The sequence below is a fragment of the Pedobacter sp. ASV28 genome, assembly GCF_016428855.1.
Lineage (GTDB): Bacteria > Bacteroidota > Bacteroidia > Sphingobacteriales > Sphingobacteriaceae > Pedobacter.
Genome location: NZ_JAELTN010000031.1, coordinates 17,834 through 35,914, shown reverse-complemented (window position 1 = coordinate 35,914; position 18,081 = coordinate 17,834). Strand labels below are relative to the sequence as shown.

21 protein-coding genes are annotated in these 18,081 nt (G+C 38.2%); 9 read left to right on the top strand and 12 right to left on the bottom strand.

Features of this window, described 5'->3' with window-relative positions:
• Window positions 1-13 precede the first annotated feature (13 nt).
• From JHD79_RS12810 to JHD79_RS12800, 3 genes are all read left to right on the top strand, one after another.
• Window positions 14-748, top strand: coding sequence for a 16S rRNA (uracil(1498)-N(3))-methyltransferase (locus JHD79_RS12810; protein WP_199119635.1), 735 nt, complete (start codon window positions 14-16; stop codon window positions 746-748).
• Between the two features lie 121 nt (window positions 749-869).
• Complete coding sequence (locus tag JHD79_RS12805) at window positions 870-1,454, top strand: DUF4159 domain-containing protein (protein ID WP_233164687.1); 585 nt, start codon at window positions 870-872, stop codon at window positions 1,452-1,454.
• Window position 1,455: 1 nt separating this feature from the next.
• Window positions 1,456-1,956 carry an acetyl-CoA carboxylase biotin carboxyl carrier protein subunit gene (locus JHD79_RS12800; protein WP_199119633.1) on the top strand — a complete coding sequence of 167 codons (501 nt, stop codon included), beginning with the start codon at window positions 1,456-1,458 and terminating at the stop codon, window positions 1,954-1,956.
• A gap of 54 nt (window positions 1,957-2,010) precedes the next feature.
• Here the strand turns inward: JHD79_RS12800 and JHD79_RS12795 are convergent, their stop codons facing one another.
• Entirely contained in the window at window positions 2,011-3,588 is a 1,578-nt protein-coding gene (locus JHD79_RS12795) for an SUMF1/EgtB/PvdO family nonheme iron enzyme (protein WP_199119632.1), read from the bottom strand.
• Between the two features lie 503 nt (window positions 3,589-4,091).
• On the opposite strand from JHD79_RS12795, the gene porV reads away from it, so the two are divergent.
• Window positions 4,092-5,252 carry a type IX secretion system outer membrane channel protein PorV gene (porV, locus tag JHD79_RS12790; RefSeq protein ID WP_199119631.1) on the top strand — a complete coding sequence of 387 codons (1,161 nt, stop codon included), beginning with the start codon at window positions 4,092-4,094 and terminating at the stop codon, window positions 5,250-5,252.
• Window positions 5,253-5,255: 3 nt separating this feature from the next.
• The gene (ispF, locus tag JHD79_RS12785; protein WP_199119630.1) at window positions 5,256-5,738 is read left to right on the top strand and encodes a 2-C-methyl-D-erythritol 2,4-cyclodiphosphate synthase; all 483 of its coding nucleotides are present in this window, start codon (window positions 5,256-5,258) and stop codon (window positions 5,736-5,738) included.
• A gap of 74 nt (window positions 5,739-5,812) precedes the next feature.
• Here the strand turns inward: ispF and JHD79_RS12780 are convergent, their stop codons facing one another.
• The 9 genes from JHD79_RS12780 to JHD79_RS12740 all read right to left on the bottom strand — a co-directional run bounded on the left by JHD79_RS12780 (window position 5,813) and on the right by JHD79_RS12740 (window position 13,262).
• A complete protein-coding gene (locus JHD79_RS12780; protein WP_199119629.1) occupies window positions 5,813-6,688 on the bottom strand; it encodes a pirin family protein in 876 nt (291 codons plus the stop codon).
• A gap of 29 nt (window positions 6,689-6,717) precedes the next feature.
• On the bottom strand, window positions 6,718-7,248 hold the full coding sequence (locus JHD79_RS12775) for a YceI family protein (RefSeq protein ID WP_199119628.1): 531 nt from the start codon (window positions 7,246-7,248) through the stop codon (window positions 6,718-6,720).
• A gap of 155 nt (window positions 7,249-7,403) precedes the next feature.
• Window positions 7,404-7,991 (bottom strand): Crp/Fnr family transcriptional regulator, encoded by a 588-nt coding sequence (locus JHD79_RS12770; protein WP_199119627.1) that lies wholly within the window; start codon window positions 7,989-7,991, stop codon window positions 7,404-7,406.
• A 4-nt stretch (window positions 7,992-7,995) separates the two neighbouring features.
• Complete coding sequence (locus JHD79_RS12765) at window positions 7,996-8,136, bottom strand: FeoB-associated Cys-rich membrane protein (protein WP_233164690.1); 141 nt, start codon at window positions 8,134-8,136, stop codon at window positions 7,996-7,998.
• Window positions 8,137-8,263: 127 nt separating this feature from the next.
• Window positions 8,264-9,448 carry a hypothetical protein gene (locus JHD79_RS12760; protein ID WP_199119625.1) on the bottom strand — a complete coding sequence of 395 codons (1,185 nt, stop codon included), beginning with the start codon at window positions 9,446-9,448 and terminating at the stop codon, window positions 8,264-8,266.
• 39 nt (window positions 9,449-9,487) lie between these two features.
• Window positions 9,488-10,315, bottom strand: coding sequence for a type 1 glutamine amidotransferase (locus tag JHD79_RS12755; RefSeq protein ID WP_199119624.1), 828 nt, complete (start codon window positions 10,313-10,315; stop codon window positions 9,488-9,490).
• A 1-nt stretch (window position 10,316) separates the two neighbouring features.
• Entirely contained in the window at window positions 10,317-11,417 is a 1,101-nt protein-coding gene (locus JHD79_RS12750; protein ID WP_199119623.1) for a carboxylate-amine ligase, read from the bottom strand.
• A gap of 21 nt (window positions 11,418-11,438) precedes the next feature.
• A complete protein-coding gene (locus tag JHD79_RS12745; protein ID WP_199119622.1) occupies window positions 11,439-12,482 on the bottom strand; it encodes a RimK family alpha-L-glutamate ligase in 1,044 nt (347 codons plus the stop codon).
• 75 nt (window positions 12,483-12,557) lie between these two features.
• Entirely contained in the window at window positions 12,558-13,262 is a 705-nt protein-coding gene (locus JHD79_RS12740; protein ID WP_199119621.1) for an esterase family protein, read from the bottom strand.
• Between the two features lie 166 nt (window positions 13,263-13,428).
• Between JHD79_RS12740 and JHD79_RS12735 the strand changes: the two genes are divergently transcribed.
• Entirely contained in the window at window positions 13,429-14,241 is an 813-nt protein-coding gene (locus tag JHD79_RS12735) for an esterase family protein (protein WP_199119620.1), read from the top strand.
• 145 nt (window positions 14,242-14,386) lie between these two features.
• Here JHD79_RS12735 and JHD79_RS12730 read toward each other — a convergent pair whose 3' ends face one another.
• Both JHD79_RS12730 and JHD79_RS12725 read right to left on the bottom strand, forming a co-directional pair.
• A complete protein-coding gene (locus tag JHD79_RS12730; protein WP_199119619.1) occupies window positions 14,387-15,214 on the bottom strand; it encodes an anti-sigma factor domain-containing protein in 828 nt (275 codons plus the stop codon).
• Window position 15,215: 1 nt separating this feature from the next.
• Complete coding sequence (locus JHD79_RS12725; RefSeq protein ID WP_199119618.1) at window positions 15,216-15,767, bottom strand: RNA polymerase sigma factor; 552 nt, start codon at window positions 15,765-15,767, stop codon at window positions 15,216-15,218.
• A 208-nt stretch (window positions 15,768-15,975) separates the two neighbouring features.
• On the opposite strand from JHD79_RS12725, the gene JHD79_RS12720 reads away from it, so the two are divergent.
• From JHD79_RS12720 to JHD79_RS12710, 3 genes are all read left to right on the top strand, one after another.
• Window positions 15,976-16,551 carry a fasciclin domain-containing protein gene (locus JHD79_RS12720; RefSeq protein WP_199119617.1) on the top strand — a complete coding sequence of 192 codons (576 nt, stop codon included), beginning with the start codon at window positions 15,976-15,978 and terminating at the stop codon, window positions 16,549-16,551.
• Window positions 16,552-16,674: 123 nt separating this feature from the next.
• Entirely contained in the window at window positions 16,675-17,394 is a 720-nt protein-coding gene (locus JHD79_RS12715) for a porin family protein (RefSeq protein ID WP_199119616.1), read from the top strand.
• Window positions 17,395-17,508: 114 nt separating this feature from the next.
• The gene (locus JHD79_RS12710; protein ID WP_199119615.1) at window positions 17,509-17,958 is read left to right on the top strand and encodes a VOC family protein; all 450 of its coding nucleotides are present in this window, start codon (window positions 17,509-17,511) and stop codon (window positions 17,956-17,958) included.
• Window positions 17,959-18,081 lie beyond the last annotated feature (123 nt).

Genomic DNA, 18,081 nt, shown 5'->3' with positions numbered 1-18,081 from the left:
TTTTAACTCCAAGATGCATTTATTCTACACCCCCGATATTAATTCTAAGATTTATACCTTAAATGAAGAAGAAAGTAACCATTGTAGTAAAGTACTTAGGCTAAAGGTAAACGACTTGGTTTATTTGATTGATGGCGTTGGCGGGTTTTATACTGCAGAGATCATTTTAATCACCAAAAAAGCAGTTGAGTTAAGGGTTACGAATAAACAGACTGGTTATGGCAAGAGAAACCACTATTTACATCTTGCTATTGCTCCAACCAAGAATATCGATCGTTTCGAGTGGTTTTTAGAAAAAGCTACCGAAATTGGTATCGATGAAATTACCCCTATCATATGTGATAGATCGGAACGAAAGTTAGTTAAGGAAGAAAGACTGGAAAGGGTCATCACTTCTGCCGTTAAACAATCATTAACAGCTTATCATCCCAAATTAAATCGTGCAATAAGCTATTCAGATTTTGTGAAATCTGAATTTGAAGGCTATAGATTAATTGCACATTGTATAGATGATGAGCATAAGCAGTTTATTGATCAGTTGATTGTTCCTTTTCAAAATTACTTGGTTTTGATTGGGCCAGAGGGCGATTTTTCGCCGAAAGAGATTGATCTTGCTTTGCAAAACGGATATAAACCAGTAACTTTAGGTAATACCCGACTTCGTACCGAAACGGCAGGTTTGGCGGCCTGTTTTGAAGTCAATTTTATCAATAGGAGTAATGAGCAAGGAACAAAGCATAAAAATTAGGCGAGCTTTCATGAGACGAAAAAATAAAACTGTCTTTTTGAGGCTGTTTCGCCCTTATTGTTTTCTACTTATTCTTTTGTCTTTTGTCTTTTTAGCTTTCAGTGCTGCGCCAACTTATAAAATGGGTAAACTTAAGTATAATGGAGGGGGAGATTGGTATGCCAATAGAACTGCGCTTCCTAACTTGATCACTTTCTGTAACCAGAATCTTTCCACCAATTTTTCACCTGATGAGGGCATTGTCGAGGTTGGAAGTTCGGCATTGTTCAGTTATCCTTTTGTGTATATGACTGGGCATGGGAATATTGTTTTTAACGAGCAGGAGGCAGCCAATTTGAGAAAATATCTTATGAATGGAGGTTTTCTTCATATTGATGATAATTATGGACTGGATAAGTTTATTAGGCCGCAAATGAAAAAAGTATTTCCTGAGCTTAGCTTTGTAGAATTGCCCTCCAACCATAAGATTTATAATCAAAAATATAAATTCCCCAATGGTTTGCCTAAAATTCATGAACATGATGGAAAGCGGCCGCAGGGTTTTGCCTTGATCTATAAAGGTAGGATAGTGTGTTATTATACTTATGAATGCGATCTTGGCAATGGATGGGAAGATTTTGGGACTTACCCTTCAGACACGCAAGAAAGTAGAAGTAATGCGCTTAAAATGGGTGCCAACTTAATACAATATGCTTTAACAAATTGATATGAATAAGGTAAAGGTAAACGAAATCTATAATTTTGATATTAATACCATTGGGGACCTCATTACGGTAAATGATAAGGAAGTCATATTTGATCAATTGGATATCGATGTTAATACAAGACATATACTGTATCAGAATAGATCATTTAAGCTAGAGCTGGTTGATCTTGACAAGGTTGAGAAAACCGCTAAGATCAAAGTAAATGGAAACACCTATCATGTTGCTATTCGAAGTCAATTAGACCTGCTTCTGAAACAGTTGGGAATGGACAACCTTTCTGGTAGTAAGGTGCTTCAGGTAAAAGCCCCTATGCCTGGTTTGGTGTTAAATATATTGGTAAAGCAGGGTGATGAGGTAAAAAAGGGAGATAGCCTGCTTATATTGGAAGCCATGAAAATGGAAAATATCATAAAGTCGCCAACAGATGGGCTTGTTCAGCGTATAGAGGTTAAACAAGGGGATAAAATAGAAAAGAATACGTTGTTAATTCGGTTCTCTTGACCATAAAAAAAGCGCAGTGTTAACACTGCGCTTTTTTTATGGAATCTTATTTTTTTATTTAGATTTAAATGGTTTTGCAGCTTTACTCTTGAATTGAGGTTTACCGGCAGATTTTACCTCTGGTGCCCCAAGCATGGTCATGGCACAGCGGAAACCAATATCTGCGGTTGATTCATCTTCTTGTAAGAACCTTCTTGCAGCAGGATTTAACCACATGGCCTGATCATCCCAAGAACCGCCCTTATATACCCTAGATTTGTCATTGACTAAGGTAATTTCACCAGCCAGATTGTTTTGCTCATCTCTATAACCTCTTTGATCGGGTTTGTAGTTTCCATTACCAGGTACGGTGGCAGCTTGTAACTCAGTCCAGGTTTGTTTAACGCCAGAAATAGCAGGTTTCATCACTGGAGTACCTCTACCATTAGGATCTTTCTTTAACTCTCCTGTTTGAGGGTCTCTATCTTTATTTTGGTATTCATTACCCCTGTAAGGATTTAATCCTTCCGTAGCTTCAAATGTACCTGGTCGGTAAACATCTGCTACCCATTCGTTCACATTTCCGGCCATGTTGTATAAACCAAAATCATTTGGAACAAAGCTTCTAACGGGTTGGGTAATACTTCCTTTATCATTCAAAGAGCCTCCAACCCCCATATAATCGCCCTTGCCCCTTTTAAAGTTGGCCAATATCATTCCTCTCGTTGATTTTTTCGGAGAAGTAATGCCTAGGCCATTCCAAGGATAGATTTTCTTTTCGTTGATGTTTGCATATTGGGTATTGCCTATTAAGCCTAATGCCGCATATTCCCACTCTGCTTCAGTTGGAAGGCGATAAGGCTGAAGAATTACACCATCTTCTAGTCTAACATTTCTTTTATTATCTTTTCCTTTTGCGTCTTTGCTTAAATCTTGAGGTGCTTTTTTGCCTAAATCCTTAATCTGACCGTTTAGGTAGATTTCAGTATTGAAAGGTTCGCCGCTTGCAGGAGCTGCTGTAGTGGTACCTTTTCCGGCAGGTTTACCTTTGTCTTTGAAAGAAGTCATATAACCTCTTTCTCTTAAAAGAAACTCGTTCACCCTGTCTGTACGCCAAGAACAATAATCATTGGCCTGTACCCAACTTACACCTACTACAGGGTAATCCTGATAAGCTGGATGTCTTAAATAATTATTTACATAGGGCTCATTATATGACAAAGGTCTACGCCATACCAGCGTATCGGGTAATGCACTATAATAATATTCTGCATTTTGAGCACTTCCAGCAGGAGGAAAAGTTGTTTTGATCCAATGTAGGTATTCTAGCCAATCGGTATTTGATACTTCGGTTTCATCCATATAAAATGAAGTTACGGTAACTTCTCTCTTATAGTTATAGCTGCTCAAATCCTGACCTGGAATGTCAATGGCACTACCTCCCATTATAAACTCTCCACCCTCAATTTCGACCAAGCCAGGTCCAGGCCCCCTTTTAAAATTTTTTGCTACCTCAAAACCTCCGTTTTCTCTTTTATTGTAAGCATAGCCGGTTTTTTCTGAAACGGATCCCCCTTTCTTACTTGAACTACAAGAACTTATAAGTCCAGTACCGAATAATGATAGCAATGTATATAAGTAAATTTTCTTCATAAATTGTACATATTGCACTTTAGCAGTTAAAATTACACAAAAAAAATATCAGCAGGTAAAAATCTTTTTTATTTATCGTTAATTAAATAAAAGCAATAGCCCAAAATCAATCGTTTTTGCTGTTTGAAAGGTCTCTTTCAAAGAGACTTAACGTTTCGTCTTGTTAATTATTGTTGATATCTTTTTTTATTTCAAAACTATGGAATTTTTTTCTCAAAGTGAGAATTTTGGTTTCTTTGGAGTGTGGTTGAAAATATTAGCTGAAATTATTCATCAAAGGAAGAAGAGTGCAGAACTGCCTTTCTGATAGGCGGTTTGGGACAAAATACTCTTTTTGTTCGTTGCCTAAAATGGGGAAGCTTATAGATAAATCGTTGATTTTAACTGTGGGGCGCAATATTGTGAGGGTTTTTACGTTCTGAGTTGCAATTACAATAGCGTAGGGGATAAACTTTGAAATTACCAAACTCTATACTAAATTGCGCAATATAAAAGATGATAAAATGAGATTAAACTACTTGAGTGGATTTATAGTGGTTGGTTTGATGTTGGGACTTTTTGGAAATAAACTTTCTGCTCAACAATCAAATGGTAGCCAGTCAAACAGTATTCAGCCAGGAGTTCCCTTTCTGTTAATTACCCCCGATGCTAGGGCAGGGGCAATGGGTGAAGCTGGAGTAGCTGTAATGCCCGATGGCAATGCAATGAGTATTAATCCTTCGAAATTGGCTTTTTTAGATAAGCCCTATGGTTTTGCTCTTTCTTATAGTCCATGGCTTAAAAGTTTGGTGCCAGATATCAATTTAGCTTATTTAAGCGGTTTCTATCAAATTGACGATAGAACAGTGATCGGAAGTTCATTAAGATACTTCTCCTTAGGGCAAATTGATTTGATTGATGAAAATCAAATACAGCAAGGCGTTTTCAGTCCGAATGAACTTGCTTTCGATGCAACCTATGCCCGTAAATTTGGAGAGAGCTTTTCATTAGGTACAACGGCCAGATTTATCTATTCTAATTTAACTTCAGGTCAGGTGAGCGGAAGTCAGCAAAAAGCAGGTACAGCTTTAGCTGTAGATGTTTCCGCTTTTTTTAAAAAACCAACTGTTATGTTCGGTAAGGATGCTATCCTTTCTGCAGGTTTAAATCTTTCTAATATAGGGACAAAAGTTAGTTATGCAGAAACAGCAGAGAAACCTTTTCTACCTGCCAATATGAAACTTGGTGGTGCATCCACTTTTATTATTGACGATTATAACCAGTTCACTTTTGCGCTTGATTTTAATAAACTAATGGTTCCCACACAACCGATCAGGGATACCAATGGAAATATTATCTCTGGTAAGGATCCTAATCGTTCTGTTCCTTCTGGAATATTTGGCTCTTTTGCCGATGCCCCAGGTGGTTTTAGCGAAGAATTAAAGGAAGTAAGCATCTCTACTGGTATTGAATATATGTATAACCAGCAATTTGCGGTTAGGGCTGGATATTTCTATGAAACACCTGAAAAGGGAGATAGAAGGTATTTTACATTGGGAGCAGGTCTAAAGTATAACATCTTTAACCTTGATGTGTCTTATTTATTGGCGAATGCCCAAAAAAGCCCATTGGCAAATACATTAAGATTTAGTTTGTTGTTTAACTTTGATCGTGTAGGGAAATAAATAATGCGAATTAAGATAGGCTTTGGCTTTGATGTTCATCAGCTAAAGGACAATCACCCATTTGTGGTAGGAGGGGTAGATTTGGCTCATTACAAAGGAGCTTATGGACATTCTGATGCTGATGTACTGCTACATGCCATTTGCGACGCCCTTTTGGGGGCAGCTAATTTAAGGGATATTGGCTTTCATTTTAAAAATACGGACCCGCAATGGAAAGGGATAAGCAGCATCATCTTACTTCAAGAGACCATGAAACTTTTAAAAGAAAAAGGATTTGAAGTGGGGAACATAGATGCCATGCTTTGTTTAGAGGCGCCCAAGATTAACCCATACATTCCTCAGATGCAACAGAATATAGCAGAAGCTATTGGTATTTCTATAGATGATATTTCGATCAAAGCCACAACGAATGAACAGATGGGATTTATTGGTAGGGAAGAAGGTGTAGTGGCCTATGCCGTTTGTTTGATTGAGAAGCTTGGTTAAAGGTTATGAGTTACAGGTTAAGAGGTGGTCTAAATTCCATCGTCCATAATTTGCAACTCATAACCATAACTGGTTTACTCTTCCAGATAACCGAACTTTCCGGTGTTATAATCTTCAATGGCTTGTTCCAACTCTTCTGGTTTATTCATTAAGAATGGCCCATATTGTGCTATAGGTTCATTAATTGGTGCTCCAGATAAAAAAAGTACAATGGCTTCTTCATTGGACCCTATATCTATTTGAGTGCCCGTATGGTTGAAATGTACCATTTGGTTGGTGTCTATCTTTTCGGTATCATTGATCGTTATCGAACCTTCAATGACGATCATTGCCGTGTTATAATGCTCTGGTGTATTCAGTACAGCTTTACCATTGGCCTTTAATCTGATATTGTACAGCTCTATAGGCGTATAGGTGAATGCACTTCCCTTAACACTCTGATAATTTCCTGCAATTACTTCTATCACCCCACTATCTTCAGCTAATTTGAAGGTGGCAATATTAGCATGTTCAATGGCTTGGTATTTTGGTGCAGTCATTTTGTATTTGGCGGGTAAGTTGACCCACAGCTGTACCATTTGAAATGGACCACCTTTTTGGCTGTACCTTTCTTCATGATATTCTTTGTGAAGAATGCCACTTGCCGCTGTCATCCATTGTATATCTCCTGGGTTAATAACTCCGCTATTGCCTGCGCTATCATGATGTGCTACTGCCCCATGATAAGCAATGGTTACGGTTTCAAAACCTCGGTGCGGGTGAACACCAACGCCACGGGGATGTTTTCGTGCCGAAAACTCGATTTTTGCATTATAATCAAGCAGATAAAATGGATCCATGTTGATCTTATATCCGCTTGGGAAAAAATTGTGTACCCTGAACCCATCTCCTACCATATGTGGAGCAGGCGGATTCAGGATCGCAGCAATCTGTTTAAATGTTGTAGGCATTTTTGCCTCCTTTCTATTTTTATTGGCTGTTAAGCTTGTTTTACAAACTGTAGCTCGCCCAAAATTTTCACTTCTTCACTAACCATCACACCTCCGGTTTCTAAAGCAGCATTCCAGGTTAAGCCAAATTCTGTACGATTAATTTTGCCGCTTATGGTAAAACCAGCTTTGGTATTTCCCCAAGGGTCTGTTGCAATCCCACCAAACTCCGCATTTAATTTTATGGCTTTGGTGATATCTTTAATTGTTAAATCTCCTTTTACAAGGTAATCACTACCATCTTTCTCAACCGAAGTAGATTTAAAATTGATGGTTGGATATTTTTCAGCTTCAAAGAAATCTCCGCTTTTTAAGTGGTTATCTCTATCGGTGTTTCCAGTATCGATAGAATTCATATCACCAGAAAAGGTAATGGTCGCATTGCTAAAATCATCACCTTCTGAAGTTAATTCTGCACTGAAAGATTTGATACTTCCAGTTACGGTAGTAATCATTAAATGCTTAACCTTAAATTGTAGTTCGCTGTGGGTTGGGTCTAGTGCCCATTTTGTTGTTGCCATAATATTTAATTTTTATGTTGTAAACTTATACAACAAAATTACCACAGCTATGTTCAACTATTATTGATGTATGTTAAGTAATGATTTAGTTTATTTGTTCTTTGAGTTGGATGGGATCAGCTAACCAAGTCAACGGTTTAAACAATTGACCAGTTTTAGCGAAAATGCTTTTTGGCCAGGTCTTTACGGACACGGCTAAGCGATTCTGGTGTGATACCTAAATAAGAGGCAATCATCCATTGTGGTACCCGGAGGGTTAAGTTGGGATAAAGTTTAATGAAATCGAGATAGCGCTCCTCGGCCGTAGCGCTTAATAACATATTGATTCTTTTCTGCATAAACCTGATGGAGTTATGCAACATCAGAATATTTAATTCTAGAATATGCGGAACAAGCTTTTGGATGTCTACAAAAAAATGGCTTGGTACAATTAGTGCCTCTGTGTTTTCTATGGCATCAATAAAAAATATGGAAGGTTCTTTGAAAACAGAGCTATTGCGTTCCGAAATCATCCAATTTTCGGGAGCAAACTGAATAATATGTTCCTTGCCCTTTTCGTCTATAGAAAAACAACGCAGCAAGCCTTCGTTAATAAAGTAGTTTTCGGATCTTAAATCGCCAGGTCTTAATAGAATACTGCCCTTTTTAAATTGCTTGGTCTGTAAACAACTGGTGGCTTCTTGTGCCTGTTCGTCGGTTATGGCTAAACGTTGTTTAAGATAGGACTGAAATTTTTCTAGCATTAATTTATTTCTTAAGATCGGGAATTTGATCGAAACTAGCAGCGCACTTGCCACATCCAGTAGCGCAGGAACCCTTTTTGGGGGAAATAGCACGGTAGATCATCCGTCCCACATAAAATAATGCGGCTAGAAAAATGATGATCATGAGTATGAACTGAATATCCATAGTGCAAAGTTAGGATTATTTAGAGGCTGGGTTTCAGATTAATGTAAAATTGTAGGTTCTTAAAGTAAATGCTGAAACGAGTTCAGCATGACGAAAAGCGGAATATTTACTCCATTAATCCAACGGTACCACCAACCCAGTCAAAATCTGCGTTGTAGCGTACGCCAATCATTTTACCCCGACTTAACCTGGCTAAGTTAATGCAAAGCTGTGGCTCTTCGCCATCTGGCCAGAGGTACATCAAGCGTATTTCCGCTTTTATACCTCCATCTGGCGCCTGTACTACAGGCTCGTAGGTTACTTTTCGCTGTAAAATCCAATTTTCAGGATCTTTTATGGCGGTAATATCACTTTCATTTACATCAATAATCACGCCCATACCTGCAAATGAAAACAGGGGCTTTAATACATAATTTTCCAAGTCTGAAGGAACTGCCTCAACTTGATTTAGAAATCTAGTTTCGGGTACAAATTTGCTTTTTAGAAAAGGTATGGTGTATTTGCTGATGCGATAGAACCAATTAGGATGTGTAATCCATTCAATATCAAGTGTTGCTCTCGGATCAAAGCTCTGTTCAAATATCTGTGTGTTTTCGGCAATTTCATCAAATATTAAACGGTTGTAAATCCGCTTAATCTGAATGCGCTCGCCTGCTTCGGTATAAAAGAGTTTTTGGCCTTCTTTTTTAATGTCTGTTAAGGATAAGATTTTAATGCCCAATTTTTTTGCAGTCACAAAGAAATCGATAGCTGTTTTTTGATGAGGTGCATCAATGTCCATCAAAACGACCTGTTTAGGCGAATGATTACCCACAATTACCCGTTTAAGGAGATCGAAGTAGGTTTCTTCTGTAAGTCCATTAAAGTAAGGGCTAAGCTTTTCCTCTAGCGCATAGCCTGTTTTGTAGTTTTTTGCCAAATGAGATTGAAAGCCGTACAGCGATGGAAAGCCCTGCATTTCGATGAGCATAGGTTCTACTTCATTTTCTTCGTTTTTACAGAGACCAAAATCGAAAGTAAGGAAATGCGGATGGGCATTTTCGTTTGGCACATTCCAGGTTTTGGGAATGGAAGCTTGGGTGAGCGCCTTAAAATCAGCTTTTTTGATCAGTGAAATGATTTCATTGCCAGCATGGATCAACTTATCTTTCAATTCTTTTGGAATAAAGATTGGGGATTCGGCAACCCTAAAGGTAATTTCAGGATAGCTATTCGCTAGCTGAGCCAAAAACAGATGGTACTTTTTGGTGCTGAAATTGGCATTAAACGCTGCTCTATATTGTTTTATCATAGTTTTGAAATAAACCTTAGGCTTGGGTATCAAAAATGATCAAGCTATATGCTGTGCATTGATGGCCTCATTTAAAAAATTAGGTAAAATAATACTTTGGGTGAGCATGATCCTGTCCGGATTTTCTAGGCTGTTAAGCATGTCATTATATTTTTCCTCTCCATGGTTTTTAATGATCAATTCTTTCTTTTCGGCCAGCAATAAATACATTTTCATCCCAACGGGGTCGGCTTCCGGATGGAATTGCGTGCCAATAATGCACGGAGAAAAACGAATGGCCATCATACATCGTTCCAGGTCAACATGGGGGCGCTCTTTTTCTATGGCCAATAACTTAGCGCCTTTTCGTTCAAAAACAGCAGGATCGGGTTGTACAACCTGCCAATCTCTACTGTCTACAGAGAAGAAGGGGTTATGAAGTCCGGCGAATACGCTTTCCTCTTGTCCCATATCTGTGAGTGTGATCGGGAAAATACCAAATGCATTTGATTTTCGCTGTACCACCTTGCCCAACCCGTATTTTCTACAGGCCAGCTGAAAAGAGTGGCAGATTAGGAAAACGTGCTTTTTATCTTCATTCTGTAAGTTAAATGCTTCGATTTTATCCAATAGATTGAAAAAGCTATTCTCCCATTCCAGACCTTCCCCGTCAAATGGACTTCCAGGGCCGCCACTAGAAATATAAATGTGATAGTCCAGGTCTGGGAGTTCTCCTTTTTGTCTAAGATCAAATATATCAAAGGTCAGGTTTAACTGATGGGATAGCCTGTACCGGTTTAATATTTCTTGTATTCCCCTCATGCCCTGATTTGGAGAACCATTATTCATGTCGATAATGGCAACTTTTATAGGGTTCTGATCACTCATGCTATTTCGCACCGATTAGTGTTTGTGTAGTAATGTAGTCTACTACAGATTCGAAACTCTTGGTCTGTTCATAAACGGCGAGTTGCCTATCTGCACCTGTACCATTTGCCAAAATTTTATGCACATATTCAATTTCGTCCCTGCTGCCCAAATCATCAACTACGTCATCAATGAAGTCTAGCAGTTCAAGGATCAAATTTCGGCAATTTACTTCCATTTCTTTACCAAAGTCTATTAAGTTTCCATCAATGCCATAACGGGCGGCCCTCCATTTGTTTTCATTAATCAATGCCCTGGAGTAAGAAATGAAATTGAGGTTTTGCAGCCTTAGCTTATATAGTTTGGCGCATAATGCCTGAAATATGGCTGTAAAAGCCATGGTTTCGTCAATAAGCATGGGGCAATCGCATACCCTAAACTCAATGGTTTCAAAAAAGGGATGGACGCGGATATCCCACCAAATTTTCTTTGCATTGTCGATGCAGTTGGTCTTGATGAGCAATTTTACATAATTGTCATAATCTTCTATGCTATTGAAGATATCTGGAATGCCCGTTCGGGGAAACTTATCGAAAACTTTGGTGCGAAACGATTTGTAACCTGTGTTTCTCCCTTCCCAAAATGGTGAATTGGTAGAAAGTGCAAAAACATGAGGAAGGAAATAGCGTACCTGATTGGCGATGTGTACGGCCAGTTCCCTTGATTGAAATCCGACATGCACATGAAGGCCAAAGATAAGATTGGACCTTGCTGCTTCCTGTAATTCGTTTACAATTTCATTATAACGGGGATGTTCTGTAATGAGTTGTTTTTCCCAATGGGAAAATGGATGTGTGCCTGAGGCCCCTATGCGCAATCCCTGTTCTCCCGCCAATTGTGAAACCGTATAGCGCAATTGGGAAATTTCAGATCTTGCCTGTTCTGTGTTTCTACAAATGCCTGTGCCTACTTCAACTACGGCCTGATGCATTTCTGCCTTCACCTGGTCTTTATGGATTTTTTGGGCAGCTTCTACAATTTTTTGGTCATGAGAAGTGAGTTCCCTTGTTACGGGATCTACAATCATGTATTCTTCTTCTATGCCTAATGTAAAATCATTCATAAATAGATGGGTTTATAGCTTTTATTTGGTTGTTGTTTGCTTGACTGTGGTTTTTGTTGCCTTAGGCTTATCAGCAACTTTTTTAGCTGTAGTGGCCTTTTTGGCTTTCTGAATTAGTGCTGTACCCGTGGCGCTACTTTTTATGTAATTTCCCCAAGTTAAATTATCTTGTCCAAACACTTGTTTTTTCGCTTTTTCAATGGCATAGTTGGCCGCAGTTTCTACTACCCATTCAAAGTTTTCTGCGCCCACACTTTCTAAGCTTGCATCTGGGGCTGGATTGCAAAAGTCGATCGCAATAGGAACGCCATCTCGAACAGCAAACTCGACCGTATTGAAGTCGTAGCCCAAATATTGGTTAAGTTTTAAGGTATAATCCTCAATGGTTTTCAATAGCTTTTCGCTTGGTTTTGGCCCATCAACTACATAGCGCAAATGGTGTGGGTTACGGGGTTCATACTGCATAATACGTACATGTTTGCCTCCTATACAATAGCACCTGAAATATTCGTCGAAAATAATTTCTTCCTGGAGCATCATTACGGTTTGCTTAGTCTCGCTGTGCTTTTCAAAGAACTCTTCCTTGTTGTGCAGTTTATAGACTTCTTTCCAACCACCGCCATCGAAAGGCTTCATGTAGGCAGGGAAACCTGTATATTCAAATATGGAATCCCAATCGAATGGCATCACCAAGTTGCTGAAAGAATGCTCGTTGGTGTCATCTGGATGTTCCCTTGATGGGATCAAAGCCGTTTTAGGTACGGGAACACCAATATTTTCTGCCAATGCATTATTGAAAAATTTTTCATCGGCGCTCCACCAAAAGGGGTTATTGATCACCGCTGTTCCACCCATAGCGGCATTTTTTAAATAGGCACGATAAAAAGGAACATCTTGCGAAATGCGATCTATAATTACCGCATACTGGGGCACCTCGGCCTGAAAGACTTTGTCTATCTTGACGAATTCTGCAGTAATGCCCTTCACTGCCTTTTGGTTTACCCTATCTATAAATGCCTGCGGAAATGAGCGTTCCTGACCAAATAAAATTCCTATTTTTTTCATTGGGGTTATATGTTTTTTAAAGTAATTGGTTAACTGTTTAATTGTTTTTCTAGCTTGCTAATACACAACAACTAGTTAAATTTGATAAATATATTCGGGGAACATATCTCGCCATATTGGCCAGTCGTGATCGGCATTGGCCCGTATATCTAACCAATGGTTAATGCCTTTCTGGTGGAGAATTGCGGATAAACGTTCGTTATCAGGTCTGCACAGGTCCCTATCTGTAGTGCCCAATACAATTTTCATTTGCCAAAGTTCAGGATTGATGTTGTTGGGCAAATAATCGACAGGATTATTAAAATAAACGTCGTCATTATAAAAGCCATCTAACTGGCCTTTGATGTCAAAAGCACCACTCATGCTAAATAAATGGCTAACTAACCAAGGGTGTCGGAAGGCAAAATTGGCAGCATGATAACCGCCAAAGCTACATCCTGCTGTAATGAGTTGTGAAGAACCTGTTTCAGATTTGATTAAGGGAGTGAGTTCCTCCAGTAAAAACTTATCATACCAAATATGGTTTTTCACCCTATGGGCAGGGGGGATATTCTTGTTGTACCAGCTCATCGAATCGATACTGTCTGGACAATAAATCTTAATCTTTCCTTCGTTAATAAAATTTTGAACGGATTCGATCAATTTAAAATCCTTGTTCTCGTAATATCGACCCATGCTTGTGGGAAATAGGATAATGGGATGGCCTCCATATCCAAAAACAAGTGTCTCAATATCCTTATTTAAGCTAGGACTGTACCATCTTTTCAGTTCTTCTTTCATGGGCACAATAATTAGATGTTTTAATATAAATAAATGATTTCCAATCCCAAAGAAATCAAAGGTTTTTTTAAATGGAATCTACCTGTTTAAGTAAAAATTCCATATAGTGCCACAGGTTTTTTAAACAGAGTTGTACCTTTGTTGCTGATTTGTGAGCAGATAATTTATGTATAGCACCCTTTTATTACCAACGGCCATCAAAAGTATACATTCTATAAAATCTAAATATCTAGAAAGAGAGGTGGAATTGGAGATCTACCTGCCCGAAAATTTATTAGGAAACGAGTATGTTAACCTGCTGTTGGTGAACGATGGGCAGGATTTGGCAGAAATGGGCATGGAAGAGATACTGGACTCATTGTATGAAAAGTGGAAAATAGATCCTGTAGTGGTGGTGGGCATAAAGGCGGGAAAAGATAGATTGCTTGAATATGGTATAGCTGGAGAGCCAGACTTTAAACAAAGGGGAAGTAAGGCAGAGTTATATGCGGGCTTTATCGTTCATGAACTATTGCCGTTTGTGAAAAGTGAAATTCCAGTAAAGATCAAAGGAAAGACCGCTTTTGCCGGTTTTTCTTTAGGTGGATTAACCGCATTCGATATTGCTTGGAAGCACGATGGGATTTTTGATATGGTTGGTGTTTTTTCTGGTTCTTTTTGGTGGAGGAAAAGAGATTTGAGCGATGGTTACACCGATAATGATCGAATTTTACATGAGATGATTCGTAAAACTAAAGGCAAGCCTAGTCTTAAGTTCTGGTTGATGACGGGAACCGAAGATGAAAAAGCAGATCGAAATCAAAACTTTATTATCGATTCTATAGATGACACGATTGATGTAGTAAAGGAGTTGTTGAAAAAAACGTACAGTAGGCCAGATGATATTTTCTATTACGAAATGGTTGGTGGGAAACATGATGTGCCCACTTGGACAAAGGCCATGCCCAAATTTCTGATTTGGGCTTTCGGGAAAAGCTAAATAATGGCATAACAAATGGTCATCATTTCGATACATCGGAACAAGTAGTGCATACCCAAAATATTCGGGACCATGATGATGACGTGAAATTTAGACAGCCGCTAAGTTCACTTAATTCGAACTTAGGTTAAATAAGATTTACGGATTAAACTTTTCCCATTACATACATATTCTCTAAAGTAGGCACTTCGCTACCCCCTTTCTTTTCTAACGTAATGGCAAAGGCTTGGGCATTGGTCACGGTAACCATTTTTTGAACGGCTTCGGTAGATTCTTGGTCAAATACGCCCATACTAGTAGGTTTCCCATCTACTATGGCCCAAAGCTGATATTCTTGGTCTTTAGGAGGAGATGGTAAATTCTCCAAGCTAAGATAAACCTCATTGGAACTCTTATCCATATACACCATTGCTTTCATATTTGGATGCTTTTCTACGCCCAATAGCTGAATAGTCTTCATGTTGGGGTGATTAGCAATATCCCATTTAATTTTAAGGGCATTATAAGCTATATCGGTATTTTGTTGTTTCTTTTGAAGGTCAAGAAGCTGGGCCTGATAATTGTTTTGACTGCTTCTGAAATATAGGTTAAGTGATATACTGACGATCAATAGGACAGAAGCTGCAATAGATAGCCATTTTAGAGACAGATTTACCGTGTTTATAGGTTTAATTTCTTGATTTAATGGGATAATGTGGTCTTCAGTTAAACTATCATCAGAACTTTGTTGAGCAGAAGCCTCTTCACCTTCGGCACTGATCTTGGCCCAGATAGCAGATTTTAGTTCTTCTGGAGGATTGATTGCGTGCCTGCTGTTGAAATCTTCCAGTGTTTTTTCTGCCTCTAAGATGGCTTGTTTAACTTCTGGATTGTTTTTCTGTACGCACATCAATATACCCACTTCTTCTTCAGATGCTAATCCCATTACATAGGCTTCAATAATGCCAGATGATATGTATTCTTTAATATCCAATTTATTGATGATCTTTTAATAGTTTTTTCAATTCAATTAACGCATTCCTTGTTCGTGTTTTGATTGTGCCTATAGGGATGTCCAGCCTTTCCGCTATTTCCTGTTGGGTATACCCTTTGTAATAGGCCAAATCAATCAACTCTCTCCATTCTGGTCTTAATTGCAGCAAAATGTTTTTAACTCCAATATTGTCCACATCCGAGATGATGGAATAATGTTCGCTATCATTTACGGATTCTGGAATACTTTGGTTTTTTTGTTCGTTTTGAAAGCCTTTAGATCTTAGATAATCAATAGAGGTATTGCGGGCAAGATTTAACATCCAAGTATAAAGACGGCCTTTTTCAGGGTCAAATTGTGCGATGTTTTTCCAAATCTTTACAAATACATCCTGCATGATTTCATCCGCATATTCTTTTGAACTGACCATTCTGGTAATTACGCCAAATAGGGCAGCAGCATAATTATCATATAGATAATTAAATCCCTTTTCATCCTTTTTAAGTAGTAAGGAGATCAGTTGTTCTTCTGATAATTTTATGCTTGTATTCAAAAAGTATATACTTATTAAAACAAAAATATAAAATAAAATGAATGAAAGGCACTTTATATCAATTGTTTTCAATTAATGTTTTAAATGTCGTTCGACCTTGTTCAGCGCTGCCAGTTCGAAAAAATGAAGAAAGGAAAAACCGAAGCAAAATAGTTCTCGTAAATGTTTCAGAAATCAAAAATTACTAAATCATTAAAAACGTAAGAAAATGAAAAATCTAACAAAATTTATTGCTCTTGGAGCTGTTTCTTTTAGCCTTTTGTTGGCAGGACAAGTAAGTGCACAGTCGATGAAGTCGAAAGAAAAGACAGTAATGGTGGGTGGTGCAGCCATGTACCCTTCAAAAAATATTATTGAAAATGCGGTAAACTCAAAAGACCATACTACACTTGTGGCAGCGGTAAAAGCCGCAGGTTTGGTAGAAACCCTATCTTCAAAAGGACCTTTTACGGTGTTTGCACCAACTAATGCCGCTTTTGATAAATTGCCTAAAGGCACTGTTGAAACATTGGTTAAGCCAGAAAATAAAGCCATGCTAACCAAGATTCTTACCTATCATGTTCTTGCTGGAAACTATAGTGCAAAGGCCATTTGGGAAGCAGTTAAAAAAGGCGGAGGAAAAGCAACTATGAAAACTGTTGAGGGTGAAAATCTTACATTCTGGACAAAAGGTAAAGATTTGTATGTAAGGGATGCAAAAGGTCATGATGCAAAAGTAACTATAGCCGATGTTAACCAATCTAATGGGGTTATACATGTAATTGATACCGTACTAATGCCTTAGTTTTTCATGGCTAATTAATAGAAAGGCCCCAATTCGGGGCTTTTTTTATGGTACTGATTTTCCTATTGTTTAGTCATGATGTAAGATTTATTTTTGCGGCTTAACCATCTAAATATAGGTTCAATGAAATCAAAAATTTTCAGTTTTTTACTGCTGCTGTCCCTTAATTCATTTTCACAAGAGAAGACTAAGTTGAAGATTGGTCTTAAATTGGGGATCAATTTTTCTGCTTTTACCAATAAAGCACAAATGCTGACCACATTTGATGCAATGGGTTATAATGATTTCGAAAGTTATTTTCGAGGCTCCATCGCAGTTGGTTTGGTTGGCGAATATAACCTAAGCAATAGGCTAAATGTTGGGACAGAATTGCTTTACAATAGTAGGGGGAATGCCTATCGTAGGGAAAACAACAGTGTTCTTAGCCTAAATTCAAATGGGGGTAGGCAACAAGCTTATGATTATTATATATTCAAGCTCGATTATTTAGAGTTGCCCATAATGATTAACTATAAATTTTTAAATGGTTCCAGTACTTATCTGAGTGCTTATGGAGGGGTAGCCCCAGGTATTTTGGTTTCCAGTAACGTGTCTTTGAAATATCCTACCATCACCTCTGGGCCAGGTAATGGCCAACCAAATCGAGATCAAAGCCTGCATGGCGTGAATAAACTCAATATTAGCCCCCTAATAGGTGTTCAGGTTGGTTCCCAACAACTTGGCAAGACCACTTTTTATTTAGATTTAAGAGGCAGTTATGGCATTGTGCCGGTATTTAAGAACAATATTGGCTTTGATACAAGAATGGTAACTGGAACCTTTGGGCTAGGGTTGAAATTTTAAGTATAATAGTTCGCCGGTTTGCTGAGATTGTTGATATATATATATATATATAATCGATATGCAGATTGATATAAGTGATTTTCTTTGACCTTTATTAACGTGTAATTTTATGGCATGATAAAAGGATTATTTGAAACGCACTTATTTGTCGAGAATTTAGAAAGGTCTATAGATTTTTATAAAAATGTTCTAGGCCTAATTGAATGTAATTATTCCGATGAGCGTAGGGTAGCATTTTTTTGGATTGGGGAACCTAAGGGTGCGATGCTTGGTTTATGGGAAAAACCTAAAAATCAGATTGATATAAGGCATTTTGCCTTTAGGTGTGAAGTTGTTGACGTGTTGCAAACATCTGTGGCATTTTTAAAAACAAGGAATTTAAAACCTTATAATTTTCTGAAGGATGGCAGTGAAAAGCCAATGGTCTTTGCTTGGATGCCTGCAATTGCCATTTATTTTAAAGATCCTGATGGACATGATTTAGAATTTATCGCCATGTTGGAAGGCGAAGGAAAGCCCGAGTTAGGTGTAATAAGTTATGAGGAATGGTTGGAGCAGGTATAGGCAAGTTTTAAACTCAACTCGTTCAACATTAAGATGATCTAATGCGTATTTTAACAATTGTTTGCATCGGTCTTTTGAACCCCTTTGTCCTATGGCAGGTTTTTAAAGAAATCGCGATTGGAT